General features: G+C 74.2%; 14 protein-coding genes and 3 tRNA genes. 9 read left to right on the top strand and 8 right to left on the bottom strand.

Annotated features, from left to right (window positions below; translation table 11 throughout):
* Nucleotides 1-50: 50 nt before the first annotated feature.
* The 3 genes from ABZZ38_RS28230 to ABZZ38_RS28220 form a co-directional block, all read right to left on the bottom strand.
* A tRNA-Ile gene (locus ABZZ38_RS28230) sits at nt 51-124 on the bottom strand.
* A 188-nt stretch (nt 125-312) separates the two neighbouring features.
* A tRNA-Asn gene (locus ABZZ38_RS28225) sits at nt 313-385 on the bottom strand.
* Nucleotides 386-390: 5 nt separating this feature from the next.
* Nucleotides 391-463, bottom strand: a tRNA-Asn gene (locus tag ABZZ38_RS28220).
* A 170-nt stretch (nt 464-633) separates the two neighbouring features.
* Here ABZZ38_RS28220 and ABZZ38_RS28215 point away from each other — a divergent pair.
* The 5 genes from ABZZ38_RS28215 to ABZZ38_RS28195 all read left to right on the top strand — a co-directional run bounded on the left by ABZZ38_RS28215 (nt 634) and on the right by ABZZ38_RS28195 (nt 6576).
* Entirely contained in the window at nt 634-933 is a 300-nt protein-coding gene (locus tag ABZZ38_RS28215) for a YtxH domain-containing protein (protein WP_356744995.1), read from the top strand.
* 140 nt (nt 934-1073) lie between these two features.
* The gene (locus ABZZ38_RS28210) at nt 1074-2513 is read left to right on the top strand and encodes an FGGY family carbohydrate kinase (RefSeq protein ID WP_356744993.1); all 1440 of its coding nucleotides are present in this window, start codon (nt 1074-1076) and stop codon (nt 2511-2513) included.
* 96 nt (nt 2514-2609) lie between these two features.
* Complete coding sequence (locus tag ABZZ38_RS28205; protein WP_356744991.1) at nt 2610-4343, top strand: ABC transporter ATP-binding protein; 1734 nt, start codon at nt 2610-2612, stop codon at nt 4341-4343.
* Nucleotides 4343-6268: an ABC transporter ATP-binding protein gene (locus ABZZ38_RS28200; protein ID WP_356744989.1), complete on the top strand. Its 1926-nt coding sequence runs from the start codon at nt 4343-4345 to the stop codon at nt 6266-6268. Before ABZZ38_RS28205 ends, ABZZ38_RS28200 begins: the two co-directional genes overlap by 1 nt.
* 83 nt (nt 6269-6351) lie before the next feature.
* Nucleotides 6352-6576, top strand: a complete 225-nt coding sequence (locus tag ABZZ38_RS28195; RefSeq protein ID WP_356744987.1) for a hypothetical protein — start codon at nt 6352-6354, stop codon at nt 6574-6576.
* Between the two features lie 76 nt (nt 6577-6652).
* On the opposite strand, the gene ABZZ38_RS28190 is transcribed toward ABZZ38_RS28195, so the two are convergent.
* The 5 genes from ABZZ38_RS28190 to ABZZ38_RS28170 form a co-directional block, all read right to left on the bottom strand.
* Complete coding sequence (locus ABZZ38_RS28190) at nt 6653-8023, bottom strand: sigma-70 family RNA polymerase sigma factor (RefSeq protein ID WP_356744985.1); 1371 nt, start codon at nt 8021-8023, stop codon at nt 6653-6655.
* Nucleotides 8024-8221: 198 nt separating this feature from the next.
* Nucleotides 8222-10126 carry a DNA primase gene (gene dnaG / locus ABZZ38_RS28185; RefSeq protein WP_356744983.1) on the bottom strand — a complete coding sequence of 635 codons (1905 nt, stop codon included), beginning with the start codon at nt 10124-10126 and terminating at the stop codon, nt 8222-8224.
* A 9-nt stretch (nt 10127-10135) separates the two neighbouring features.
* A complete protein-coding gene (locus ABZZ38_RS28180) occupies nt 10136-11404 on the bottom strand; it encodes an FAD/NAD(P)-binding oxidoreductase (RefSeq protein ID WP_356744981.1) in 1269 nt (422 codons plus the stop codon).
* A 70-nt stretch (nt 11405-11474) separates the two neighbouring features.
* Nucleotides 11475-12902, bottom strand: coding sequence for a deoxyguanosinetriphosphate triphosphohydrolase (locus tag ABZZ38_RS28175; protein WP_356744979.1), 1428 nt, complete (start codon nt 12900-12902; stop codon nt 11475-11477).
* 37 nt (nt 12903-12939) lie between these two features.
* The gene (locus ABZZ38_RS28170) at nt 12940-13848 is read right to left on the bottom strand and encodes a sirohydrochlorin chelatase (RefSeq protein ID WP_356744977.1); all 909 of its coding nucleotides are present in this window, start codon (nt 13846-13848) and stop codon (nt 12940-12942) included.
* A gap of 150 nt (nt 13849-13998) precedes the next feature.
* On the opposite strand from ABZZ38_RS28170, the gene ABZZ38_RS28165 reads away from it, so the two are divergent.
* From ABZZ38_RS28165 to ABZZ38_RS28150, 4 genes are all read left to right on the top strand, one after another.
* Nucleotides 13999-14928: a DUF4132 domain-containing protein gene (locus tag ABZZ38_RS28165; protein WP_356744975.1), complete on the top strand. Its 930-nt coding sequence runs from the start codon at nt 13999-14001 to the stop codon at nt 14926-14928.
* Nucleotides 14925-19925 carry a hypothetical protein gene (locus ABZZ38_RS28160; RefSeq protein ID WP_356744973.1) on the top strand — a complete coding sequence of 1667 codons (5001 nt, stop codon included), beginning with the start codon at nt 14925-14927 and terminating at the stop codon, nt 19923-19925. The genes ABZZ38_RS28165 and ABZZ38_RS28160 overlap by 4 nt, the downstream gene beginning before the upstream one ends.
* Nucleotides 19922-21070: an AAA family ATPase gene (locus tag ABZZ38_RS28155; protein WP_356744971.1), complete on the top strand. Its 1149-nt coding sequence runs from the start codon at nt 19922-19924 to the stop codon at nt 21068-21070. The genes ABZZ38_RS28160 and ABZZ38_RS28155 overlap by 4 nt, the downstream gene beginning before the upstream one ends.
* Nucleotides 21057-23437: DUF5682 family protein (locus ABZZ38_RS28150; RefSeq protein WP_356744969.1), on the top strand; the 2381-nt coding region annotated here is incomplete at its 3' end. The genes ABZZ38_RS28155 and ABZZ38_RS28150, both read left to right, overlap by 14 nt.

The following is a 23437-nucleotide window of genomic DNA, read 5'->3' as shown; positions in this document are numbered from 1 at the left end:
CGTTCTCGCGTTTCCGCAGGTAGAAACGGTTCTCTGAGGGAACCGCGGGGTGGGGCGGGTGGGACTCGAACCCACGGCCGACGGATTATGAGTCCGCTGCTCTAACCGGCTGAGCTACCGCCCCTTACGGCGCGTCGCGCACATTTGTGCGCGCCGTCTGCCGCAGCATAGCCGCTCATACGATCTCCTGCTCCGGAGGGTCGACGGCGCATGCCCATGAGGACTGCGCCGAGCCCTGCGCGGTTCCCGTCCGGGCCGGATCTTTCGGAAAACGCGGAAGAGGGCCCCCTCAGGGGGCCCTCTTTCGTCTCGCTCCCCCGGCTGGACTCGAACCAGCAACCCTCCGGTTAACAGCCGAATGCTCTGCCAATTGAGCTACAGGGGACCGCGCTCCCCCGACTGGACTCGAACCAGTAACCTGCCGGTTAACAGCCGGCTGCTCTGCCAATTGAGCTACAGGGGATTGCTGCGTTGCACCGAACGTACCCTCCGGGGGCGTCCCGGGCGGCGCTCGCTCGCTGCGACACATACATTAGCGCAAGCAGGGGGGTGCTCCGCCAATCGGTATCCCGGGGTGAACTCCGGCCCTCACGGGTAGGCGGCCAGCACCGACGCCTACGGAAGGTGACAGCCATGCGGTACAAGCTCACGTTCGTCGTTGGACTGGCCATCGGATACGTCATCGGCACGCGGGCCGGGCGGGAACGGTACGAGCAGTTGCGGAAGTCCGCACGCGAGCTCTCCCATAACCCGGCCGTGCGCAACGCCGCCGAGACCGCCGCGCAGACCGGACGGGAGGTGGCCGGCAAGGCCATCCACGCCGTGAGCGACAAGGTCGGCGACCGGATGCCCGACTCGGTCGCCGAGCGCGTGCGCTCGCTGCGGGAGCGCGGCCAGGGCGGTGAGGACGAGTGGGGAACCACGAACACCTAGAGCACCAGGAGAATCGGTGACACCTTGAGGCCCGCACCGGAAGGTCGACACCGGACGGGCCTGCATCCGACGGGCAGGCACCGGACGGGTCGGCACCGGGCGGGCCGGCCGGTGTCCCGAGTGCGGCAGAATCTATGCCCATGGGGATAGTCGCCGGGTTGGACAGTTCGTCGGGTTTCACGCGCATCGTCGTCTGTGACACGGACACGGGCGCGGTACTGCGGCAGGGCTACGCGCCCCATCCTCTGGAGCCGAAGGCCACGGAGGTGGACCCGCAGGCGTGGTTGCTGTCCCTCGGCGAGGCCGCCTCGGGCGGGCTGCTGGAGGGCGTGCAGGCCATCGGTGTCTCCGCACAGCAGCACGGCCTGGTGCCGCTCGACCGGCAGGGCGCTCTGGTGCGGCCCGCGCTGGTCGGCAACGACAAGCGGGCGCAGGTCGCCGCCGCGGACCTGATCGAGGCCTTCGGCGGGCGCCAGGCGTGGGCCGAGGCCGTCGGATCCGTACCGCAGGCGGCGCAGCCGGTGGCCAAGCTGAGGTGGCTAGCGCGGACGGAGCCGGAGGCCGCCGCGCGGATCGCGATGGTTCTGCAGCCGCACGACTGGCTGGTGTGGCAGCTGCTGGGCCGGCCGGTGCGCAGGACGACCGATCGCGGAGCCGCGTCCGGGACGGGGTACTGGTCGGCGGGCACGGGGTCGTACCGGCCGGACCTGGTGGAACTGGCGCTCGGTCACCGGGCCGCGCTGCCCGAGGTCCTGGGGCCCGCCGAGGCGGCCGGGATGACGCCCGAGGGGCTGCTGATCTCCGCCGGGACCGGCGAGACCATGGCCGCCGCGCTCGGGCTCGGCCTCGGGGTGGGCGACGCCGTCGTGTCGCTCGGGGCGTCCGGGTCGGTGATGGCCGTGCACCACGAGGCGCTGGCCGATCCGCGCGGGATGATCACCTCGTTCGCCGACGGCACGGGCATGCACCTGCCGGTGGTGCACACGTCGAACGCGGTACGGGCCCTGCGCGGCACTGCGGAGATGCTCGGCGTGGACAGCCTGGAGGAGCTGTCGACACTGGCGCTGAAGTCGACGCCCGGCGCGTCCGGGCTCGTCCTCCTGCCGTATCTGGAGGGTGAGCGGACGCCTCAGCTGCCGCATACGGCGGGGACGTTGAGCGGGCTGCGGCGCGAGTCGATGAAGGCCGAGCACCTGGCGCGGGCGGCCTTCGAGGGCATGCTGTGCTCGCTCGCGGACGCGATGGACGTGCTGCGCGGGCGCGGTGTGCAGGTGCGGCGGGTGTTCCTGCTGGGGGCGGCCGCCGAGCTGCCCGCGGTGCAGGCCGCCGCGCCCGCGATCTTCGGCGCGCAGGTCGTCGTACCGCAGCCGGCGGACTACGCGGCGGTGGGCGCGGCCCGGCAGGCCGCGTGGGCGCTGGGGGTGGCGCGGGGTGTGGTGTCGCCGCAGTCCCCGCCGGCCTGGCAGGCGGCGGCGATGCAGGTCTTCGAGCCGGGTGAGGAGCTCGCGGTCGGGCAGGCGGTGCGGCAGCAGTACGGGGCGACGCGGGACGAGTTGCACCCGGGCGCGTTCGACGCCTGACGCTCCTCGCGCCCCGGTCCGGTACCGGCAACGGGTCTCGTAATGATCGGGAAAACCGCTCGTACAGGACCGCGGGCGCGGGGGATAGTTGATGGTGTGCTCAGACAACTTCTTCGTCGCCACCTCGGGCCGTACCAACGGCCCATCGTCCTGTTGGTGGCCCTTCAGTTCCTTCAGACCTGCGCCTCCCTCTATCTGCCGAGCCTGAACGCCGACATCATCGACAACGGTGTCGTGACCGGTGACACCGGTTACATCCTCCGCTTCGGCGCCATCATGGTCGCGGTGTCGGTGGTGCAGGTCGTCTGCAACATCGGCGCCGTGTACTACGGCGCGCGCACCGCCGCGGCGCTGGGGCGGGACGTGCGGGCGGCGGTCTTCGACCGGGTGCAGTCGTTCTCGGCGCGGGAGGTCGGTCAGTTCGGGGCGCCGTCGCTGATCACCCGGACCACCAATGACGTCCAGCAGGTGCAGATGCTGGTGCTGATGGCGTTCACGCTGATGGTGTCGGCGCCGATCATGTGCGTGGGCGGCATCGTCATGGCGCTCGGGCAGGACGTGCCGCTGTCGGCGGTCCTGCTCGCGGTCGTGCCGGTGCTCGGGATCTCCGTGTCGCTCATCGTGCGGAGGATGCGGCCGCTGTTCCGCACCATGCAGGAGCGGCTCGACACGGTGAACCGGGTGCTGCGCGAGCAGATCACCGGCAATCGCGTCATCCGCGCCTTCGTCCGGGACGCGTACGAGCGGGAACGGTTCGGCAAGGCCAACGGCGACCTGACCGACGTGTCGATGGCGACCGGGCGGCTGATGGCGCTGATGTTCCCGACGGTGATGACCGTGGTGAACGTGTCGAGCATCGCGGTGGTGTGGTTCGGGGCGCACCGGATCGACAGCGGCGGGATGCGGATCGGGGCGCTGACGGCGTTCCTCGCGTATCTGATGCAGATCGTGATGGCCGTGATGATGGCCACCTTCATGTTCATGATGGTGCCGCGCGCCGAGGTGTGCGCCGAGCGCATCGAGGAAGTGCTGGCGACGGAGTCGAGCGTGGTGCCGCCGGTGGCCCCGGTGCGGGAGCTGGCCCGCCACGGGCACCTGGAGATGCGCGGCGCCGACTTCCGCTATCCGGGCGCCGAGGAGCCGGTGCTGCGTGGGGTGGACCTGGTCGCCCGGCCCGGTGAGACGACGGCGATCATCGGGTCGACGGGCAGCGGGAAGTCGACCCTGCTGGGGCTGGTGCCGCGGCTGTTCGACGCGACCGGCGGTGAGGTGCTGGTCGACGGCGTGGACGTGCGCGAGCTGGATCCGGGGCTGATGGCGCGGACGGTGGGCCTGGTGCCGCAGAAGCCGTACCTGTTCTCGGGGACGGTGGCGACGAACCTGCGGTACGGCAACCCGGAGGCGACGGACGAGGAGTTGTGGCACGCGCTGGAGGTGGCCCAGGCCGCCGACTTCGTACGAGAGTTGGAGCACGGTCTGGACGCGCCGATCGCGCAGGGCGGGACGAACGTGTCCGGTGGGCAGCGGCAGCGGCTCGCGATCGCTCGGACGCTGGTGCAGCGGCCGGAGATCTATCTCTTCGACGACTCGTTCTCGGCGCTGGACTACACGACCGACGCTGAGCTGCGTGCGGCCCTGGCGGAGGAGACGGCGGACGCGACGGTGGTGATCGTCGCCCAGCGCGTGTCGACGATCCGCGACGCGGACCGGATCGTGGTCCTCGACGACGGCCGGGTCGTGGGGACGGGGCGCCATCACGAGCTGATGGCCGGCAATGAGACCTACCGGGAGATCGTGCTCTCCCAGCTGACGGAAGCGGAGGCGGCCTGATGGCCGGGGCGGGACGGATGATGGCCGGCGGCGGCCCCGACCAGCGATCGATGGACTTCAAGGGGTCGGGCAAGCGGCTGCTGCGGCAGCTGGCGCCGGAGAGGGCCACCCTGTGGCTGATGCTGGGGGCCGGCGTGCTGAGCGTGGCGCTGTCGGTGGTCGGGCCGAAGATCCTCGGCAGGGCGACCGACCTGGTGTTCGCGGGCGTGGTGGGGCGCGGGATGCCTCAGGGCGCCTCCAAGGAGGAGGCGCTGGAGGCGCTGCGCGCCAAGGGGGACGACGGGCTCGCCGACATGCTGTCCGGGGTGGACTTCACGCCGGGGCACGGCATCGACTTCGGCGCCGTCGGGACCGTACTGCTGGTGGTCCTGGTGGTGTACGTCCTGGCCGGGCTGACGATGCTGGTGTCGTCGCGCCTGTCGGTCACAGTGATCAACCGGACCGTGTACCGGATGCGGGAGGACGTACAGGCGAAGCTGGAGCGCCTGCCGCTGTCGTACTTCGACCGGGCCAGGCGCGGCGAGGTGCTGAGCCGGGTCACGAACGACATCGACAACATCGCGCAGACCATGCAGCAGTCGATGGGCCAGCTCATCAACTCGGTGCTGACCATCGTGGGCGTGCTGGCGATGATGTTCTGGATCTCGCCGCTGCTGGCGCTGGTCGCGCTGGTGACCGTGCCGGTGTCGGTGGTCGTGGCGACGAGGGTCGGCAAGCGGTCACAGCCGCACTTCGTGCTCCAGTGGAAGTCGACGGGGAAGCTGAACGCCCACGTCGAGGAGATGTACAGCGGGCACGCGCTGGTGAAGGTCTTCGGGCGGCAGGAGGAGTCGGCCGAGGACTTCCGCGAGCAGAACGAGGCGCTGTACGAAGCCGGGTTCAAGGCCCAGTTCAACAGCGGGATCATGCAGCCGCTGATGTTCTTCGTGTCGAACCTCAACTATGTGCTGGTGGCCGTGGTCGGCGGGTTGCGGGTCGCGTCCGGCGCGCTGTCCATCGGTGACGTGCAGGCGTTCATCCAGTACTCACGGCAGTTCTCGATGCCGCTGACGCAGGTCGCGTCGATGGCGAACCTGGTGCAGTCGGGCGTCGCGTCCGCCGAGCGGATCTTCGAGCTGCTGGACGCGGAGGAGCAGGAGCCGGACCGGCCGCGGGAGGGTACGCCGCTGCCGCGCGCGGGACACGTGTCGCTGGAGAAGGTGTCCTTCCGGTACGAGCCGGAGAAGCCGCTCATCGAGAATCTGTCGCTGACGGTCGAGCCCGGCCAGACGGTCGCGATCGTCGGCCCGACGGGCGCCGGCAAGACGACGCTCGTCAACCTGCTGATGCGGTTCTACGAGGTGACGGGCGGGCGCGTCCTGTTCGACGGGGTCGACGCGACCGCGATGTCCCGCGAGGAGCTGCGTGCCGGAATCGGCATGGTCCTCCAGGACACCTGGCTGTTCGGCGGGACCATCGCCGACAACATCGCGTACGGCGCCTCGCGCAAGGTGACGCGGGAGGAGATCGAGGAGGCGGCGCGCGCCGCGCACGCCGACCGGTTCATCCGCACGCTGCCGGACGGGTACGACACCGTCATCGAGGACGAGGGCGCGGGCGTCAGCGCGGGCGAGAAGCAGTTGATCACGATCGCCCGGGCGTTCCTGTCGGACCCGGTGATCCTGATCCTGGACGAGGCGACGAGCTCGGTCGACACGCGGACGGAAGTGCTCATCCAGAAGGCGATGGCGCGGCTCGCGCACGGGCGGACGAGTTTCGTCATCGCGCACCGGCTGTCGACGATCCGCGAGGCGGACGTGATCTTGGTGATGGAGAATGGTGCCATCGTCGAGCAGGGCTCGCACGCGGAGCTGCTGGCGGCGGACGGCGCGTACGCGCGTCTGTACGCGGCCCAGTTCGCTCAGGCGGTCGCCGAGGTCGACTGACCGGGGTGACGGCCACGGGGTGCGGGGCTGCCCGCCCCCCGACGACCACGGTCCCGTACGGGACGGAAACGGGGAGGACTGACATGGCCGACAACGGCACGGGCGGGGCGGGCGAGGGCGCCGCCGAGAAGGGCGGAGGCCAGGCGGGCACGGGTCTGGCGCTGTGGCTGCCGATCGGGGTGGCCCTCGGCATCAGTCTCGGCATGCTGAGCGACAACCTCGGCCTGGGCATCGCCCTGGGCCTGGGGCTCGGCACGGCGGTGGGCGCCACGATCGACGCGCGCGCCAGGCGGCAGGACAACGCCTGACGGAGACCGTGGGCCCGGGGCGCCGGGCGGGGTGCCGGGCCTGGTCGCCGGGCTCGGGCGCTGTCCCGGCGGAGGCTCAGTCCAGATAGCCGCGCAGCTGGTCCGCGAAGGCGTGGTCCCGCAACTTGCCGAGTGTTTTCGACTCGATCTGGCGGATGCGTTCACGCGTCACGCCGAAGATCCGTCCTATCTCCTCCAGGGTGCGGGGCCGGCCGTCGGCCAGGCCGTAGCGGAGCTGGACCACCTTGCGTTCGCGTTCACCGAGGGTGGAGAGGACCGCCTCCAGGTGCTCGCGCAGCAGCAGAAAGGCCGCGGACTCGACCGGGGACGCGGCGTCGCCGTCCTCGATGAGGTCGCCCAGCGCGACGTCGTCCTCCTCGCCGACCGGTGCGTGCAGGGAGATCGGCTCCTGGGCGAGGCGCAGCACTTCGCCGACCCGCTCGGGTGTCAGGCCGAGGTGGGCCGCGACCTCCTCGTGGGTCGGTTCGTGACCGCGCTCCTGGAGCATCCGGCGCTGGACCCGTACGACCCGGTTGATCAGCTCGACGACATGGACCGGGACGCGGATGGTGCGGGCCTGGTCGGCGAGGGCGCGCGACATGGCCTGGCGGATCCACCAGGTCGCGTACGTCGAGAACTTGTAGCCGCGCGCGTAGTCGAACTTCTCGACGGCTCTGATCAGGCCCAGGTTCCCCTCCTGGACGAGGTCGAGCATGGTCAGGCCGCGGCCGACGTACCGCTTGGCGACCGACACGACGAGGCGCAGGTTCGCCTCGATGAGCCGGCGCTTGGCCATACGGCCCATGACGACGAGCCTGTCGAGGTCGAGGGCGAGCTGGGAGTCCAGGTCCGGGGTGCCGGCGAGCTTCTCCTCGGCGAACAGCCCGGCTTCGACGCGGCGGGCCAGCTCGACCTCCTCGGCGGCGGTGAGGAGCGGGATGCGGCCGATCTCGCGCAGGTACTGGCGGAACAGGTCGGCTGAGGGTCCGCTTCCCGCCCCCCGGTCGGCGGCGGCCCGTACCGCCCGGGGTTCGGGCAGCTTCGGAATGTCCGCCGGCTCCAGCACCTCGGGGAGCGCGGCGGGGTCCTCCAGCAGCGCGGGCTCCTGCAGGAGCCCGGGGCCCTCCAGCAGCCCGGGGTCCTCCGGAAGCGCGGGCTCCTCGGGAAGGTCCTCCGCGTCCGGTGCGCCGCCGGACACCGCGTCCGGGTGGTGCGACGGCAGTCCCCGCAGGGGTACGGCGGTGGCGGGGTCGGTGTCGGTCAGGGTCTGGGTCTGGGTCTGCACGGGGGCGACCTCCAGGGTGATCGCTGCCGGTTCGGGGGCGTGCGGCAGCGGGACGGCGGCGGCGGCCGTGCCGCTGTTCTCCGTCCCGTACGCGATGGGCGGATTCGCGGGGATGAGAGGCCCACCGTGTGTGGACCGGCCGCGCTCCGAGGACTCAGGCACCGCCCTTAGTGTGGGGTACGACACATCACCGCCACGAGGGGCGTGCGACCACTTTTTGCAGCCGGCCGGTGACTGCGCGGTGACGGCAGGGGCTGGGGCGGTCTCGGGTGACCCCGGGAGCGGCCTCGACGCGCGCTTCCGGCGGGGGCGGGGCGACCGGCTGAACGGGCCCTTGGGCGACGGCCCCCTGGGCACCCTCTAGAGCGCCGCCGCGCCGTTGTTGCGGAGGGACTGGGCGTACTGCTGGAGCACCCACAGTTCGTTCTGGACGGCCGCCAGTTTCTGCGGGTCGCCGCCCGCGCCGAGGCGGGCGAGTGAGCCCTGGACGTCGCGGATGCGGCGGTCGACGGCGCGGAGGCGGACCTGGACGAGCTGGTCGCCCGCGTACGTCTCGTCGACCGTGCGCCCGTGGATGACCTCCACGGCCAGCTCGGTGACCAGTGCGCGGACCGTGTCGTTGGGCGCGGCGTCGCGGACCCGGGCGAGGTACTCGGCGGTCCGGTCGATGCCCTGTTCGGCGCCGCCGGCGTCCGCGATGGTCTGGCGGACCGCGGCGTACGGCGGGGCGGTGAACTCGTCGGCGCCGTAGGCGTCGAAGGCGGGCGAGACCAGCGCCGGGTACTGGAGGGCCAGCTTCAGCAGCTCGCGCTCGGTGCGGTGGGCCGGGCTGCGCAGGTTGAGCGCGGGGCCCGACTGCGCGGCCGGGGCGGGCGGGGGCGGCGCGCCGGAGCCGGGGCGGGCGGCTGGCGCGGGGCCCCGGCCGCCGCGGTCCCTGGCCCAGCGGGCCAGCTGGGCGACGCGCTTGACGACGAACTGGGTGTCGAGGATGCCGACCATGCCGGCGAGCTGCACGGCGACCTCGTGCTGTGAGGCGACGTTCTTGATGCGGGCGACGATCGGCGCGGCCTCGTCGAGGGCGGCCGCCCGCCCGGCCGGGGTCTCCAGGTCGTACCGGTTCACGATCTGGCGGAGGGCGAACTCGAACAGCGGGGTGCGCGGCTCGACCAGCTCCTGGACGGACTCGTCGCCCTTGGCGAGGCGCAGCTCGCAGGGGTCCATGCCGTCCGGGGCGATGGCGATGTACGTCTCGGCCGCGAACTTCTGGTCGTCCTCGAAGGCGCGGAGGGCGGCCTTCTGGCCGGCGGCGTCGCCGTCGAACGTGAAGATGACGCGGGCGGAGCCGTTGTCCATCAGCAGCCGGCGGAGGATCTTGATGTGGTCGCCGCCGAAGGCGGTGCCGCAGGTGGCGATGGCGGTGGTGACCCCGGCGAGGTGGCAGGCCATGACGTCGGTGTAGCCCTCGACGACCACGGCGCGGCTGGACTTGGCGATGTCCTTCTTGGCCAGGTCGATGCCGTACAGCACCTGGGACTTCTTGTAGATGGGGGTCTCGGGGGTGTTGAGGTACTTGGGGCCGTTGTCGTCGTCGCGGAGCTTGCGCGCGCCGAAGCCGACGACGTCGCCGCCGACGTCCCGGATGGGCCACATGAGCCGGCCGCGGAAGCGGTCGATGGGCCCGCGGCGGCCCTCCTGGGAGAGACCGGAGAGGACCAGCTCCTTGTCGGAGAAGCCCTTGCCCCGGAGGTGGCGGGTGAGGTGGTCCCAGCCGGCCGGGCTGTAGCCCACACCGAAGTGCTGGGCGGCGGCCTGGTCGAAGCCGCGCTCGGCGAGGAACTTCCGCCCGATCTCGGCTTCGGCTCCGTCGAGTTGCTCGACGTAGAACTGGGCGGCGGCCCTGTGCGCCTCGATCAGGCGGATCCGCTCGCCGCGCTGGTGGCCGGGGTTGTACCCGCCCTCCTCGTACCGCAGGATGATGCCCGCCTTCGCGGCGAGCCGCTCGACCGTCTCGGAGAAGGAGAGGTGGTCGATCTTCATGACGAAGGCGATGGTGTCCCCGCCCTCCTGGCAGCCGAAGCAGTGGAAGAGACCCTTGCTGGGGCTGACCTGGAAGGAGGGCGACTTCTCGTCGTGGAAGGGGCACAGCCCCTTGAGGTTGCCGCCGCCCGCGTTGCGCAGCTGGAGGTACTCGGACACGACGGCGTCGATCGGGACCGCGTCCCGTACCGCCTTCACGTCGTCATCGTTGATCCTGCCGCCTGCCACGCACGAATTCTACGGGTGGGGCAGGACGTCGGTGAGCGGCGTCGTGGGGTCGGCGAGGGCTTCGGGGTCCACGGGGGCGGCGGAACGGACGAGTTGCTGGATGGGCTCTGTGACATCCCACACATTGACGTTCATGCCGGCCAGCACGCGGCGGTCCTTCAGCCAGAAGGCGATGAACTGCCGCTTGCCCGCGTCGCCGCGCAGCACCACCTGGTCGTACGAGCCGGGCGGCGCCCAGCCGGAGTACTCCAGGCCGAGGTCGTACTGGTCGGAGTAGAAGTACGGAACGCGGTCGTAGGAAACGTCCTGGCCGAGCATGGCGCGGGCGGCGGCGGGGCCGCCGTTGAGGGCGTTGGCCCAGTGCTCGACGCGCAGCCGGACGCCGAGGAGGGGGTGGTGGACGCTCGCCACGTCGCCGGCGGCGTGGATGTCGGGGTCGGAGGTGCGCAGGGACGCGTCCACGGCGATGCCTCCGCCCTCGGCGCGGTCGGCCAGGGCGAGCCCGGCGGCTTCGGCGAGGGCGGTGCGCGGGGCCGCGCCGACCGCGGTGAGGACCGCGTGGGCGGGGTGCTCCTCGCCGTCGTCGGTGCGGGCGGCCAGCACCGTGCCGTCCTGGCCGGTGATCTCGGTGAGGCCGGTGCCGAAGTGGAAGCGGACGCCACGCGCGGCGTGCAGGTCGGCGAAGAACTGGCCGAGCTCGGGGCCGATGACGTGGTGCAGGGGGGTCGGTGCCGGTTCGACGACGGTGACCTCGGCGCCGTAGCCGCGGGCCGCCGCCGCGACCTCCAGGCCGATCCAGCCGGCTCCGGCGATCACCAGGTGGCCGTTGTCGCGGCCGAGGGCGGTGAGGGTGGCCTTGAGGCGGTCCGCGTGGGCGAGGCGGCGCAGGTGGTGCACGCCGGCCAGGTCCGTGCCGGGGATGTCGAGGCGGCGCGGTTCGGCGCCGGTGGCGAGGAGCAGCTTGTCGTAGCGGAGTGTGGTGCCGTCGTCGAGCCGCACGGCCTTGCCGGCGCGGTCGACGGCGGTGGCGGTCATGCCGAGGTGGAGCTCGACGCCGGCCCGCGCGTACCAGTCCGGTTCGTGGACGAAGGCGCCGGCCCGCTCGTCCTTGCCGGTGAGGTAGCCCTTGGAGAGGGGAGGGCGTTCATAGGGGTGGTCGCGTTCGTCACCGACGAGGATGACGCGTCCGGTGAATCCTTCGGCGCGGAGGGTTTCGGCCGCCTTGGCGCCGGCCAGTCCACCGCCGACGATGACGAAGGTCTGAGGTGCGTCGACCACTGGGGTGCCTCCTCCGGTTCAGGGATCTTCCACGCTACGCCGCCGCCGTGGAGCGGTTCCGGGCGGCTGTTCAGCGGCGCGTCGCCAGGCGGGCGTGCAGGGTGCGGGCCGAGGCGTCGGTGAGCGAGGCGATCTGGTCGACGATGACCCGCTTGCGCGCGCGGTCGTCCGGTGCCGTGTCGTGCAGGGCGCGGAACTGGGGGTCCAGTCCCTCCGGTGCGCGGGCGGTGAGCGCCTCGGCGAGCTCGGCGAGCACGATGCGCTGGTCGGCCCGGAGCGCCTCCTGCTCGGCGCGCTGCATGACGTAACGGTCGGCGACGGCCTTGAGGACCGCGCACTCGTTGCGGGTCTCGCGGGGGACGACGAGCTCGGCGGCGTACCGGGTGAGGCGGCCCGAACCGTACGCCTGGCGGGTGGCGCCCTCGGCCGCCAGGCAGAAGCGGCCGATCAGCTGGCTGGTGGCGTCCTTGAGCCGGGCCTGCGCGACGGCCGACCCGTCGTAGCCGTGCGGCCACCACTCCTGCCCGATGAGCCGGTCGAGGGCGTCGGCGAGCTCCTGCGGATCGGTGTCGTCCGGGACGTACCGGCCGATGGCCACCCGCCAGATGTCGGCCCGCTCGGGCTCGGAGAACAGCAGGCTCGGGTCGATGTGCCCGGCGTGCAGGCCGTCCTCGAAGTCGTGCACCGAGTAGGCGACGTCGTCGGACCAGTCCATGACCTGGGCCTCGAAGCACGTGCGGTGCTCGGGCGCGCCCTGCCGTGCCCACTGGAAGACCGGCAGGTCGTCCTCGTACACGCCGAACTTGGGCGAGCCGGGGTCGGTGGGGTGCGCGCCGCGCGGCCAGGGGTATTTGGTGGCGGCGTCCAGGGCGGCGCGGGTGAGGTTGAGGCCGACGCTGACCAGTTCACCGGTGGTCGGGTCGGTCATGAACCGCTTGGGTTCGATGCGGGTGAGCAGGCGCAGCGACTGGGCGTTGCCCTCGAATCCCCCGCAGTCCTTGGCGAAGTCGTTGAGGGCCTGTTCGCCGTTGTGCCCGAAGGGCGGGTGGCCCATGTCGTGGGAGAGGCAGGCGGCTTCGACGAGGTCGGGGTCGCAGCCGAGCGCGGCGCCGAGCTCGCGGCCGACCTGGGCGCACTCCAGGGAGTGGGTGAGCCGGGTGCGGGGGCTGGCGTCCCAGGCGTGGCCGCGGGTGCCGGGGGTGACGACCTGGGTCTTGCCGGCCAGGCGGCGCAGCGCGGCGGAGTGCAGCACGCGCGCGCGGTCGCGCTGGAAGGCGGTGCGGCCGGGCCGTTTGTCGGGCTCGGGCGCCCAGCGCTCGGTCGCCGCCTCGTCGTACGTCGTGTCGTGCGCCGTGCCGGACGTGGCGTCGTACGGCGTGCCGTATGCCGCGTCGTAGGTGGTGGCGTGCGTGGTGTCGTGCGTGGTGTCGTGTGCCGTGCGGTACGTCGTGTCGTGCGTGGTGTCGTCGCGTCCGTCGGGTCCTTCCATGCCGTTCATGCACTGAAGGTAACCGCCGGGGCTGACAGTGAACCGGTCAAACGGAAGCGAGTTCCCGTGGCCGCGGCGTACCGGTCGCCGCGCGGGCGGCGACGGCCTGGTCGTACCGGTGCAGCACGAGGCGGGCCATGGCGGGGTGCGGGCCGAGCGGGCCGGCCGCGATCCACGGCGCGGCGGCGGCGCTGCGCGTGGCGAACAGCCCGGGGGCGGTGAAGCAGGAGGCGACGGCTGTCCGGTGCCGGCCGCGGGCGGCGAGCGCGCGGATCGCCTCGGGGACGGTGGGCGAGGCGGCGGAGGCGTAGGCGGGGACGACGGGCACGCCGCCGAGTCGCTCGCTGAGCAGCCGGGCGGTGCGGCGGGTGTCGGCGGCCGATTCGGGGTCGCGGGAGCCGGCTGCGGCGAGGACCACGCCGGTGCTGCGGCTGGTGCCGTGCTCGGGGCGCCAGCCGGCTTCCGTGAGCCGGGCGAAGAGCGCCTCGACGAGCAGCGGGTGCGGTCCGAGCGGCGCGGCGACGTCGACGCGCAGCCGGGGTTCGGCAGCGGCGGCGGCGCCGGGCAGGTCGTGTTTGACGTGGTAGCCGCGGCTGAGCAGCAGCGGTACGAGGACCGCGTCGCCGCCGCCCAGGTCGGCGAGGGTGTCGGTGAGCAGCGGCGCGTTCAGTTCGATGTGGCCGAGGCGGACCGGCAGGCCGGGCCGCAGGTCGCGGACCCGGTCGAGCAGCGCGCGGACGGCGGGCAGGGCGTGTGGGTCGCGGCTGCCGTGCGCGACGGCGACGAGCGTGGGGTGTGCGGATGTGCTCATGGGCCTGCGCGCTCCGTTGCGGTGGAGGTGGTTCAGCTGGGTGCCGAGCTGGTCGGTGGTGCGGGTGAGCGGCTGGGGGGTGGAGTCGAAGGTGCGCTCGTCGCGCCGCCCGCCGCGTTCCCGGTGGTCTGTCGGCTCCGTCATGCACCGATGGTGGCGGCCGGACGTTGCCGGGTCGTTGCGGGGCGGTGACGGGTGTTTTCCACAGGCTCACTCGCCTCGCGGCGGCGCTGTCAGTGCCCTCACCTACTGTGATCGACATCGGAACCGGAAGGTCGGGGAGGCGGTCTCGCCATGGGCTGGATCGATACGGAGAGTGGCGGGTACGCCGTCACGCTGGACGGCACGCGGGTGGTGTGCCGCAATGCCGCGGGGCGCACGCTGAAGCAGGTGCCGGCGAAGCTGCGGGATGACACCGAGGTGGTGCGGCTGCGTCAGCTGGCGGAGTGGCTGGAGCGGCACGAGCGGGAGTGCCGCGAGCAGGTGGACGCCTGGCTGGTCCGCTCGTTGCCGGTGCCGGTGGCGTTGCTGGCGCGGGTGTGGCGGGACGAGGCCTGGCGGGCGGCGCTGCGGGATCTGGTGGTCGCGCCGGTGGGGGCGGACGGCGCGGCGGACGTGGAGCGGGCCGGGTTCCTGCGGGACGCCGACCCGGACCCGGCGCGCGGGCTGGGCGTCGTCGACCTGGACGGCGACTCGGTGCGGCTGGGTGCGGGGCAGGGTGTCGAGACGGTGCTGATACCTCATCCGGTGTTGTTGGCGGACTTGGACGACCTGCGGGAGTTCGCGGTCGAGTTGGAGGTCCGGCAGGGCGTCGAGCAGTTGTTCCGCGAGGTGTGGCGGCGGCCGGACGGTCTCGGGGACGGGCAGTCGGGCGCGGGTTCGGATGCCGGTTCGGGTGCGGCGTCCTGGGACGCGTACGCGCGGGGGCGGTTCGCGGAGCTGCGGCACGCGACGGCCCGGGCGGCTTCGCTGGGGTACCGGGTGCGCGGCGGGTACGCGGTGTGCCCGCTGGTGGAGGGCGGCCGGCCGCTGGAAGCGGCGTACTGGGTGGGCGACGACTACCCGGAGGGCGAGACGGAGACCGGCGCGCTGGAGTGGCGCGACAGGGGCGGGCGGCGGCTGCCGCTCGCGGAGGTGGGGCCGGTCGCCTGGTCGGAGGGCGAGCGGATGGCCGCGCTGGTGTACGCGGGGCGTGTGGTGGACGAGGAGGGGGACGCGCGATGAGCGGACTGCTGGACGCGGGAGCGGTGCTGCCGCTGCCCGGGGGCGCGGGGCGGGGCACGGGCGGCGGCGCTGGTGACGCCGGCGCGGACGGGGAGGTGGACGTCCTGACGGCGCGGGTGTACGAGCACCCGGCGCTGGAGGGGCGGACGGTGGTGCGGCTGGTGCCCGAGGCGATCGGGCCGGCCGAGGACCTGTCCCTGGAGTACCTCGGCTTCACCGGCGGGCAGGCCGCCGGTGGGCAGGAGCCCGAGCCGGTGGGGCGGGTGCGGCGGCAGTCGCTCGGCTTCCCCGCCTGGGCACTGGTGCACGACCCGGACAACGGCCACCACGCGCTGGCGGTCGTCAAGGAGATGGAGCGGCTGTCCCGGCTGGTCGCGACCAAGCCGGGGCTCGCCAAGGAGGGGTTCGAGGAGATCGGCGTACGGCTCGACCGTTCCGTCCCGCATTTCCTGCCGACGTACTACGAGCAGGTGGCTCGGCTGTTCCTGGCGGCCGAGTCGCGGACGTACGCGTCGCTGTTCTTCGGCAAGGCGCGGGCCGCCGAGCAGCGGCACGCGCTCGCCGTGGACGAGGCGCGGTTGCGGGAGGTGTTCCTGGAGTTCGCGGGGGCGGGCGCGCTGAGCGGGAAGGCGCTGCGCGAGCACGCCAAGGGCCTGGCTGCCCGGCTCTCGGCGCCGGCGGCGTACGAGGAGTTCCGGGCCTTGTCGTTGGAGCGGTGCGCGGCCGGGCTCACGCCCTACGCGGGCATGCTGGAGGACTTGCGGCGGCTGGCGAAGGCGGCCGGTCTCGACGCCGCCGAGGAGGAGTGCTCGCTGCTCGCCGAGATCATCCACACGGGGGCGGTCAGCCGGGCGGCGGCGGGGTTCTGGTCGTCGGCGCTGCCGGCGCTGACGGTGGTCGCGGCGCGGGACGCGGCGGTGCGGGAGCGGTTGCTGCACCTGCTGCCGACGGCGGGCGGTGACCGGCGGGCAGAGTTCGAGGCGTCGTGGCTGAGGCTGCTCGACGACTCGGGGGCGACGGGGATGCTCCTGGACGGCTCGGTGCCGGCCGCCGCGTGGCTGACGGCGTGGGCGGCGCACCGCCGGCGCGGTTACGGGCGGGCGTCCCGGCTGGCGGCCGAGCTGGCGCTGGTGGAGCGGCTGGCGGACCGGCTGATCGCCGACGGCGTGCCGGTGCGGCTGCTGGACGGCCAGGGCTGGCGCATGGGCGTCGACCTGGACGTGCTGGACCTGTGTCTGGCGCTGGGCGTGCCGGTGGAGCCGCCGGCGTCGTACGCCACCGGCCACCTGGAGCTGGCCCGCTGGCTGCGGGACCCGGGAGAGGGCCGCCGGGACCTGGCGGCGCTCGCCGCCGACGAGCGGTTCGCGGGGCTGCTGCGCCGGTCCGTGGAGGAGCTCGCCGGTGGCGGTGAGGCGTCCGCCCGGCTGCAGGAGGTGGTGGAGCACCCGGCGCTGCGCGGGGTGCTGGCGGGCTGGATCGCGGACCGCGCGGACGACCTGTCACGGCCGTTCGGACTGCCGGAGCTGGACAGGCAGTTGACCCGGCTGGCGAAGTTCTCCTCCCCTGCCGTGCTGGCGGCGGCGCCGGACGCGGTCGAGCGGATCGCGGCCGTGACCCCGGCCGCCGCGCTGGAGCGGACGCTGCGCGCGGGCATCCTCGACGAGTTGGGGTGGCCCGCTCTGGAGGAGACGCTGCCGAAGCTGGCCGACGTCGACCCGGCGGGCGCCGGCACGCGGGGGCGCGCCCTCGCCGAGGGGTGGTACCGGCTGTCGGACGCCTGGCCGGCACTGCTCGTGCGCACCGGTCAGGAGGCCGCGGCGGTGGGCCCGGACGAGGCGCTGGAGGTGCGTACGCTGACGCTGCCGACGCCGAGGGTCAACAGCTGGGACCAGCCCACCGTGCGGTACGTGGACGGGCAGTGGCTCGTGGTGAACGGTCATGGCCAGTCGCGGCGCGGGGTGTGGTCCGGGCGGCCCGCCGACGTCTTCGCCCCGGCCGGAGCCCCGGGCGACAACTGGACCTCGGTGCACATCACGTCGCTGCCGTTGCCCGGCGGGGGCCGCTGCTACGGCGGGCGGCCCGTGCACCCCGGTGACACCTCGTTCGCCCAGGAGGTGCGGTACGTGGCCTCCGACGGCATCTCGGTGTGGGTGCTGCACGAGGGCCGCTGGTGGGAGTACGACCCCGAGTCGGCGCGCCGGGGCCGCGCGGCGGGGCCCGCGTTCTTCGACGCGGCGCTGGACGGGGCGGCGGACGGGCAGCGGCTGCTGGAGCGGTTCTGCCGGCTCCTGCCCGTACAGCCCGGCATGGAGTCCTCGCCGTTCGGCAGCAAGGACGGGCTGCTGGGCTGGTGGGTGCTGCACGATCCGAAGGCGGGGACTCTGACGGCCTGTTCGGTGGACGGCAGCCGCTCTCCGGCCGTTCCCACGGGTCCGCAGGCCACCACCGAGTACCTGTCGAGCGGTATCCCCCTGCCGCCGCTGCGGCTGCCGGGCGGGGTGGTGCTGCACCCGCGCCAGACACAGCGTTTCGACACGACGGTCGACCTGTACGACCCGGAGGGCGTGCGGGTCGCGACGGTGCAGCTGTGCGGGCCGGGCCGCCGGTACGCGGCGGGCACGCCGCTGGTGGCGCCGCTGGCGTACTGGCACGCGCTGCGGCCCCGCGACGAGCACGGCTCGGCGCGGCTGCGCGCGGTGACCGGAGCGGACTCCGAGGCGCTGCTGGCCGCCGTGGCCGGGGGCGCGGAGCCCGCCGACGCCGTGGCGCGGGTGCTGCCCGAGGTCACCCACCCGCGGCTGGTCGCGGGCGTCGCCGGGCTCGTCGAGGAGGCGGCCCGGTGCGGCAAGCGGCTCGCCGCGCTCGCGGAGAAGGCCGCGCAGGGCGCCGGGGCGCCCGTCGGCGCCGAGCCGGCCGTCCGATATGCCCTGGACCAGGTGCTGGCCGGGGCGATGGCCGGCCTGGTGACCCGGTCGAACACGTACGGCCACTGGGGGCGGGGCACCGGCGCGCACACGGCCGTCGACCAGGTGCGCGCGCTGGCCACCGTGCTGGGGGCGCCGGCGGACGGCGTGCCCGAGCGGGTGGCGCTGTCCGGGACGGGGGTGCCGTGGCTGTCGTTCACCGGCCGTGGTCTCGCGGCGCTGGCCGTGCGGGCGGCGTCGCCGGTGACCGAGGAGGAGGACCGGGCCGCGCTGCTGGAGTTCCTGGAGTCGGTGGCGGCGGTGACGGTGGACGGCGACCCGGTGCTGGTGGAGCCGCGCGGTCGGGTCCGGCTCGTGGAGCTGAGGGCCGAGCGGCCGGCCGGCACGCAGCGCCTGGGTGAGGTGCACCGGTCGGGGGCACGGCGCATGCTGCTGGTCGCGATGGTCCGCAGGGACGACCAGTACGCGTTCTACGCCGGTGTCGAGTACGACCCGTCCGGGGTGTTCGGCGCGTGGGACGGTCTCACGCTGGTCGGGTCCGAGGTGCTCGGTGGGCCGGAGGACGCGCCACTGGCCCCGTCGCTGCGGCGCGTGGTGGAGCTGGTGCGGGAGCGCGGTCCGCTGCCGTACCGGCCGGAGCAGGCGGTTCGGTTCGCGGAGGCGGTGGGGATCGGCGCGCCGACGGCGGCGCTGGTGCTGCTCGGACTGCCGGGCGTGGACGGCTGGAGCCGGCAGAGCCTGCTGCCGGCGGAGCTGCTGGCTCCGCTGGGCGCCAAGTCCGCGCAGGCGGAGGCCGCGCGGACCGCCATCAGGACGCTGCCGGTCGCCCAGCGGCAGGAGTTCACGGCCCTTCTGGTGCCGGGTGACGCCGACGCCGTGCCGGAGCTGTGGGAGTCCGGTTTCGATCTGGAGCCGCTGACCGACGCCTGGGTACGGGCCCGTGGCAGGCGTCGCGTGGCGCCGCCCGAGCTGGTCGCCAAGGCGGTCGCGGAAACCCGCCAGAACGGCGTGCTCGACGCCGTGCTCAACCCCGAGGTGCAGCCCGAGCTCACCGGGCGGACGGTGCAGCGCATCGACCCCGAACAGGGTCGGCTCACCGCCGCGGAGCCGGAGAAGCTGCTCGGCGCCCAGGCGATCGGCTCGTACGTGACGATGCTGAGCTGGCTCGCGTACCGGCTGCCCTTCGGTGATCCGCTGCGCGCCGTGCTGCCGGTGACCCTGCGGATGCTGCGTGAACGGCTCGCCGATCCGGGCCTTTTGCTCGACCTCGGGGTCGACTGGGACGCGGAGGGGGAGCCCGGTTCGCGGCGGGTGCGCGAGGCGCACGGGCTGCCCGCGCGGGGCGGCGGCGACCGGCATGGCCTGGTGGAGGTCTCGGACGCCCTCGTGCTCACGCCGATGCGGCACCGGCCGGAGTGGGACGAGGTGTGGCTGCGGCCGGCGGCGGTCCTGCCGGGCGCGAGCGAGCACGGCGGCCCGGACCACCCGGCGCTGACGCTGCTGGCGGGCGTCTCCCGGCACACGGTGCTGCTGACGTCGCTGCGGACGCTGCTGAGCGACGAGTTCGAGGCGCTGGTGACGACGGACTGCCCGGAGCACGGCCCGGCGGGCGCGCCGCAGCATCCGCCGCGCAGTGTGCCGGAGCTGGTGGCGGCTGCCGAGGAGCGGTTCGGGCTGTCGCAGGACGCGGCGGCGCTGTACCTGATGCTGCTCGCGCTGCCCGATCCGACGGACCGCAAGCAGGCGGAGTGGACGGGCTGGAAGCCGGCCCGGCTGAAGAAGGCCCGGGCCGAACTGGCCGCCACCGACCTGGTGGTGGAGGCCAAGCGGGCGCGGGCGGGGCGGTCGCTGTTCCTGCCCGGCGGCTGGCTGGAGTCGAAGGCGCCGCGGCTGCCCCTGGAGAGCTGGAAGTCGCGGCTGTTCCCGTCGCAGGCGTACGCCTTCGTGGTGCCGGACCGGCCGGTGGCGGAGCTGTACGCGGCGGCGTGGCGCCGGGTCGTCGACGGTGACGCGCCCGGATACGAGGAGTTCGAGGGCCGGGATCGCGGCCGTGGCCGGGGAGGACGGCGATGAGGGTGACGGGCGAGGACCGGCGGCGGCAGGTGGAGCTGCCGGAGGACCGGTACGCGGAGGAGCTGGCGTTCCTGGCGGCGTACGACGAGGGGCCCCGGCCGCCCGGGTGGTGGCTGACGCCGCGCGCGGTGGTCGTGTTCGTGTGCGGTTCGGGCGGCGAGGAGCTGGTGGCGGGCGACGGCCGGCGGCTGGTGGTGTCGCGGAAGTTCGTGGGCGACCGGGCGCTGGTGGAGCGGTGCGTGGTGACGCTGGCCGGGGAGCGGGGGTTGCTGCTGGTCGGCGAGCCGGGCACCGCCAAGTCGATGCTGTCGGAGCTGCTGGCCGCCGCCGTGTGCGGCACCAGCACGCTCACCGTGCAGGGCACCGCGGGCACCACGGAGGACCAGCTGCGGTACGGCTGGAACTACGCGATGCTCCTCGCGAAGGGGCCCAGCCGGGAGGCCATGGTGCCCTCTCCGGTGCTGACGGCCATGGTGCGCGGCGCGGTCGCCCGGGTCGAGGAGGTCACCCGCTGCCTGCCCGAGGTGCAGGACTCGCTGGTCTCGCTCCTGTCCGAACGGCGCATGTCCGTACCGGAGCTGGCGGGCACCGGTGAGGAGGGCGACGGGACGGTGCACGCGGCGCCCGGCTTCACCCTGATCGCCACGGCGAACCTGCGCGACCGGGGTGTGTCGGAGATGTCCGCCGCGCTGAAGCGGCGTTTCAACTTCGAGACGGTCGGCCCGATCGACGACCTGGCGGCCGAGACGGAGCTGGTGCGGGGCCAGGCGACGGCGGCTCTCGCGCGCGGCGGGGCGCAGTTCGCGCTGGACGACGCGGTGCTGGAGGCGCTGGTCACCGCGTTCCGGGATCTGCGGACCGGGCGCAGCGCGGAGGGCTGGGAGGTGGAGCGGCCGTCCACGGTCATGTCGACGGCGGAGGCCGTGCAGGTCGCCGCGTCCATGGGCCTGGGTGCCGCGTATCTGGGCAACGGCCGCGATGTGGTGCGGACGTTGCCGGGGCATCTGCTCGGCACGGTGCGCAAGGACGATCCGGCCGACCACGCGCGGCTCCTGGGGTACTGGGACGGACCGGTGCGACGGCGTGCGGAGGGCGGGGCCCCGCTGTGGCGGACGCTGTGGGAGCTGCGCGATGAGCTGGCCTGAGGAGCCCGCGGGCGCGGTGGAGGAGCTGGCGGGGTGCCGTGATCCGTTCCTGATCGGGGTGCGGCACCACTCCCCCGCGCTCGCGGCGGCGGTTCCGGCGATGCTGGAGCGGGCGGCGCCCGAGGTGCTGCTGGTCGAGCTGCCGGAGGAGTTCGCGCCGTGGCTGGCGTGGCTGGCGGACCCGGCGACGGTGCCGCCGGTGGCGCTGGCGGGCAGCGGCGCGGCGGGGGGACTGGTGTTCCTGCCGTTCGCGGAGTTCTCCCCGGAGCTGGCCGCGATCCGCTGGGCGCGGGAGGCGGGGGTCGAGGTGGTGCCGTTCGACCTGCCGCTGGCGGCGCGGGAAGCGGGCTCCCGCCCGGTTTCCGGCCGGCGCGGGGTCGCCGCGGCGCTGCGGGCCGGGGCGGGGGGCCGGCCGGGGGACGATCTGTGGGACCGGCTCGTGGAGGCGCCCGCGCCCGGTTCCGCGCCCGAGGAGCTGCGGCGGGCGGCGCTGCTGGTGGGCTGGGCGCTGCGGGCGGACGAGGAGGCCGTGGACCCGTACGACCTGCGCCGGGAGGCGCACATGCGGCGCCGCCTGGGTGCGTACGCGGACCGGCGCGCGGCGGCCGTGATCGGTGCCTTTCACGCGCCCGCGCTGCTGCCCGGGGTGGAGCGGGGCGGCGCCGGCGAGCCGGTGGGCGGCGAGGTCGTCACGTCGCTGGTGCCGTACGCGTACGGGCTGCTGGACGAGCGGTCAGGTTATCCGGCGGGGATCCGCGACCCGGAGTGGCAGCGGGGCGTGTATCTGGCGGGCGGCGATCCGGCGCTGCTGGACGAGTTGCTGCTGTCGTCGGCGGTAGGGATCTGTGCCGCCGTGCGGGACGCGGGGCACCCGAGCGGCCCGGCCGACGCCCGGGAGGTGGTCCGGGTGGCGCGGGACCTGGCCACGCTGCGAGGGCTGCCGGCCGCGGGGCGCGGGGAGCTCGCGGAGGCCGCGCAGACGGTACTGACGCAAGGTCAGCTCTTCGGGCGTGGCCGGGTGGTGGCCGCCGCGATGGAGCGGGTCCTCGTCGGGGACCGGCGCGGGCGGCTCGCGCCCGGGACGCCGCGTTCGGGGCTCGGCCCGGCGGTGGAGGCGCTGCTGGGGCGGTTGTCGCTGCCGGCTCCGGACGCGCCCGAGCGGCGGGAGGTGCGGCTGGACCCGCTCAGGGGCGACCTGGACCGCGCGCGGGAGATCTGCCTGCGGCGGCTCGCCGTGTGCGGGGTGCCGTACGGCGAGGAGGCCCCGGTGGCGGGCGTGGGCGGGGCCGACGCCCTCACGACCCGCTGGACGGTGGCGTGGACGCCGTCCACCGCGGCGATGCTGGACGTGACGGGTGTGCACGGGGTGACCCTGGAGCAGGCCGCCGCCGGGGTGCTGCGCCGGCGGCACGCCTCGTGGGCGCGGGAGGGTGGGCCGACCGCGGCGCAGCTCCTGGAGGGGCTGCGGGAGGCGGCGCGGTGCGGCCTGCCCGGCCTCGCGGCGGAGCGGCTGGCGGAGGCCGCCGTCGCGCTGCCCGCCTCCGGGACGCTGCCCGAACTCCTCGACGGCCTCGCGCTGGTGGACCGCATCCGGTCCGGACATGTGCCGGGGCTGCCCGTGGGGTGGCGCCGGGACGCGGTCGAGGGGGCGTACGAGGAGCTCGCCGGCGCCGGGGTCCGCGCGCTGGACGGGCTCGCCGGCTCCACGGACCCGGACGACGCCCGCGCGCTGGTCGCGCTCGCCCGCCGGGCCGCCGACACGGCCGGGAGGGACCTGCGGCTGGCGGACGCCCTGGCCCGGCTGGACGCCGACGGCACGCCCCTGATCCGTGGGGCGGCCGGCGCGGCACGGGTGCTGCTGGGGCAGCGGGACGCCGGGGAGTTCGGCGCCCTGCTCGCCTCGCGGGCGGACGGTGCGACGACGCCCCCGCTGCGGGCGGAACTGGCCGACGCCCTGCGCGGCGCGCTGCTCGCGGCGGGCCCGCTCCTGGAGACCGGCAGGGCGCTGGAGCCGCTGCTGGAGCGGGTCGGGGCGTGGCCGGACCGGGGCTTCCTGGACCGGCTGCCCGCGCTGCGGGCGGGCTTCGACGCGCTGTCGCCCGCGGCCCGTTCGCGGGTGCTGGCGGCGGTGGAGGACCGCACGGGTCTCGCGGCGGGCACGCTGCCGGACGCGGTGCCCGACGCGGCGGCCCTCGCCCGCCTGGCATGGGCGGACCTGGCGGGCCGCGAGGCGCTCGCCGCGCGGGGGCTGGGGACGGGGACGGGGATGGGGGCGCGGCCTGCCACGCCCACTTCGGTACGGACGTCCTCGACCACCCGACGACCGCGCGCTTCTCCGCGATGCTCCGCGACGCCGTGCACACCGTC

It is taken from the genome of Streptomyces sp. NPDC006368 (genome assembly GCF_040612535.1).
Lineage (GTDB): Bacteria > Actinomycetota > Actinomycetes > Streptomycetales > Streptomycetaceae > Streptomyces.
Note: the sequence above shows the minus strand (reverse complement) of the source record. Positions and strands in the feature narration are given on the sequence as shown.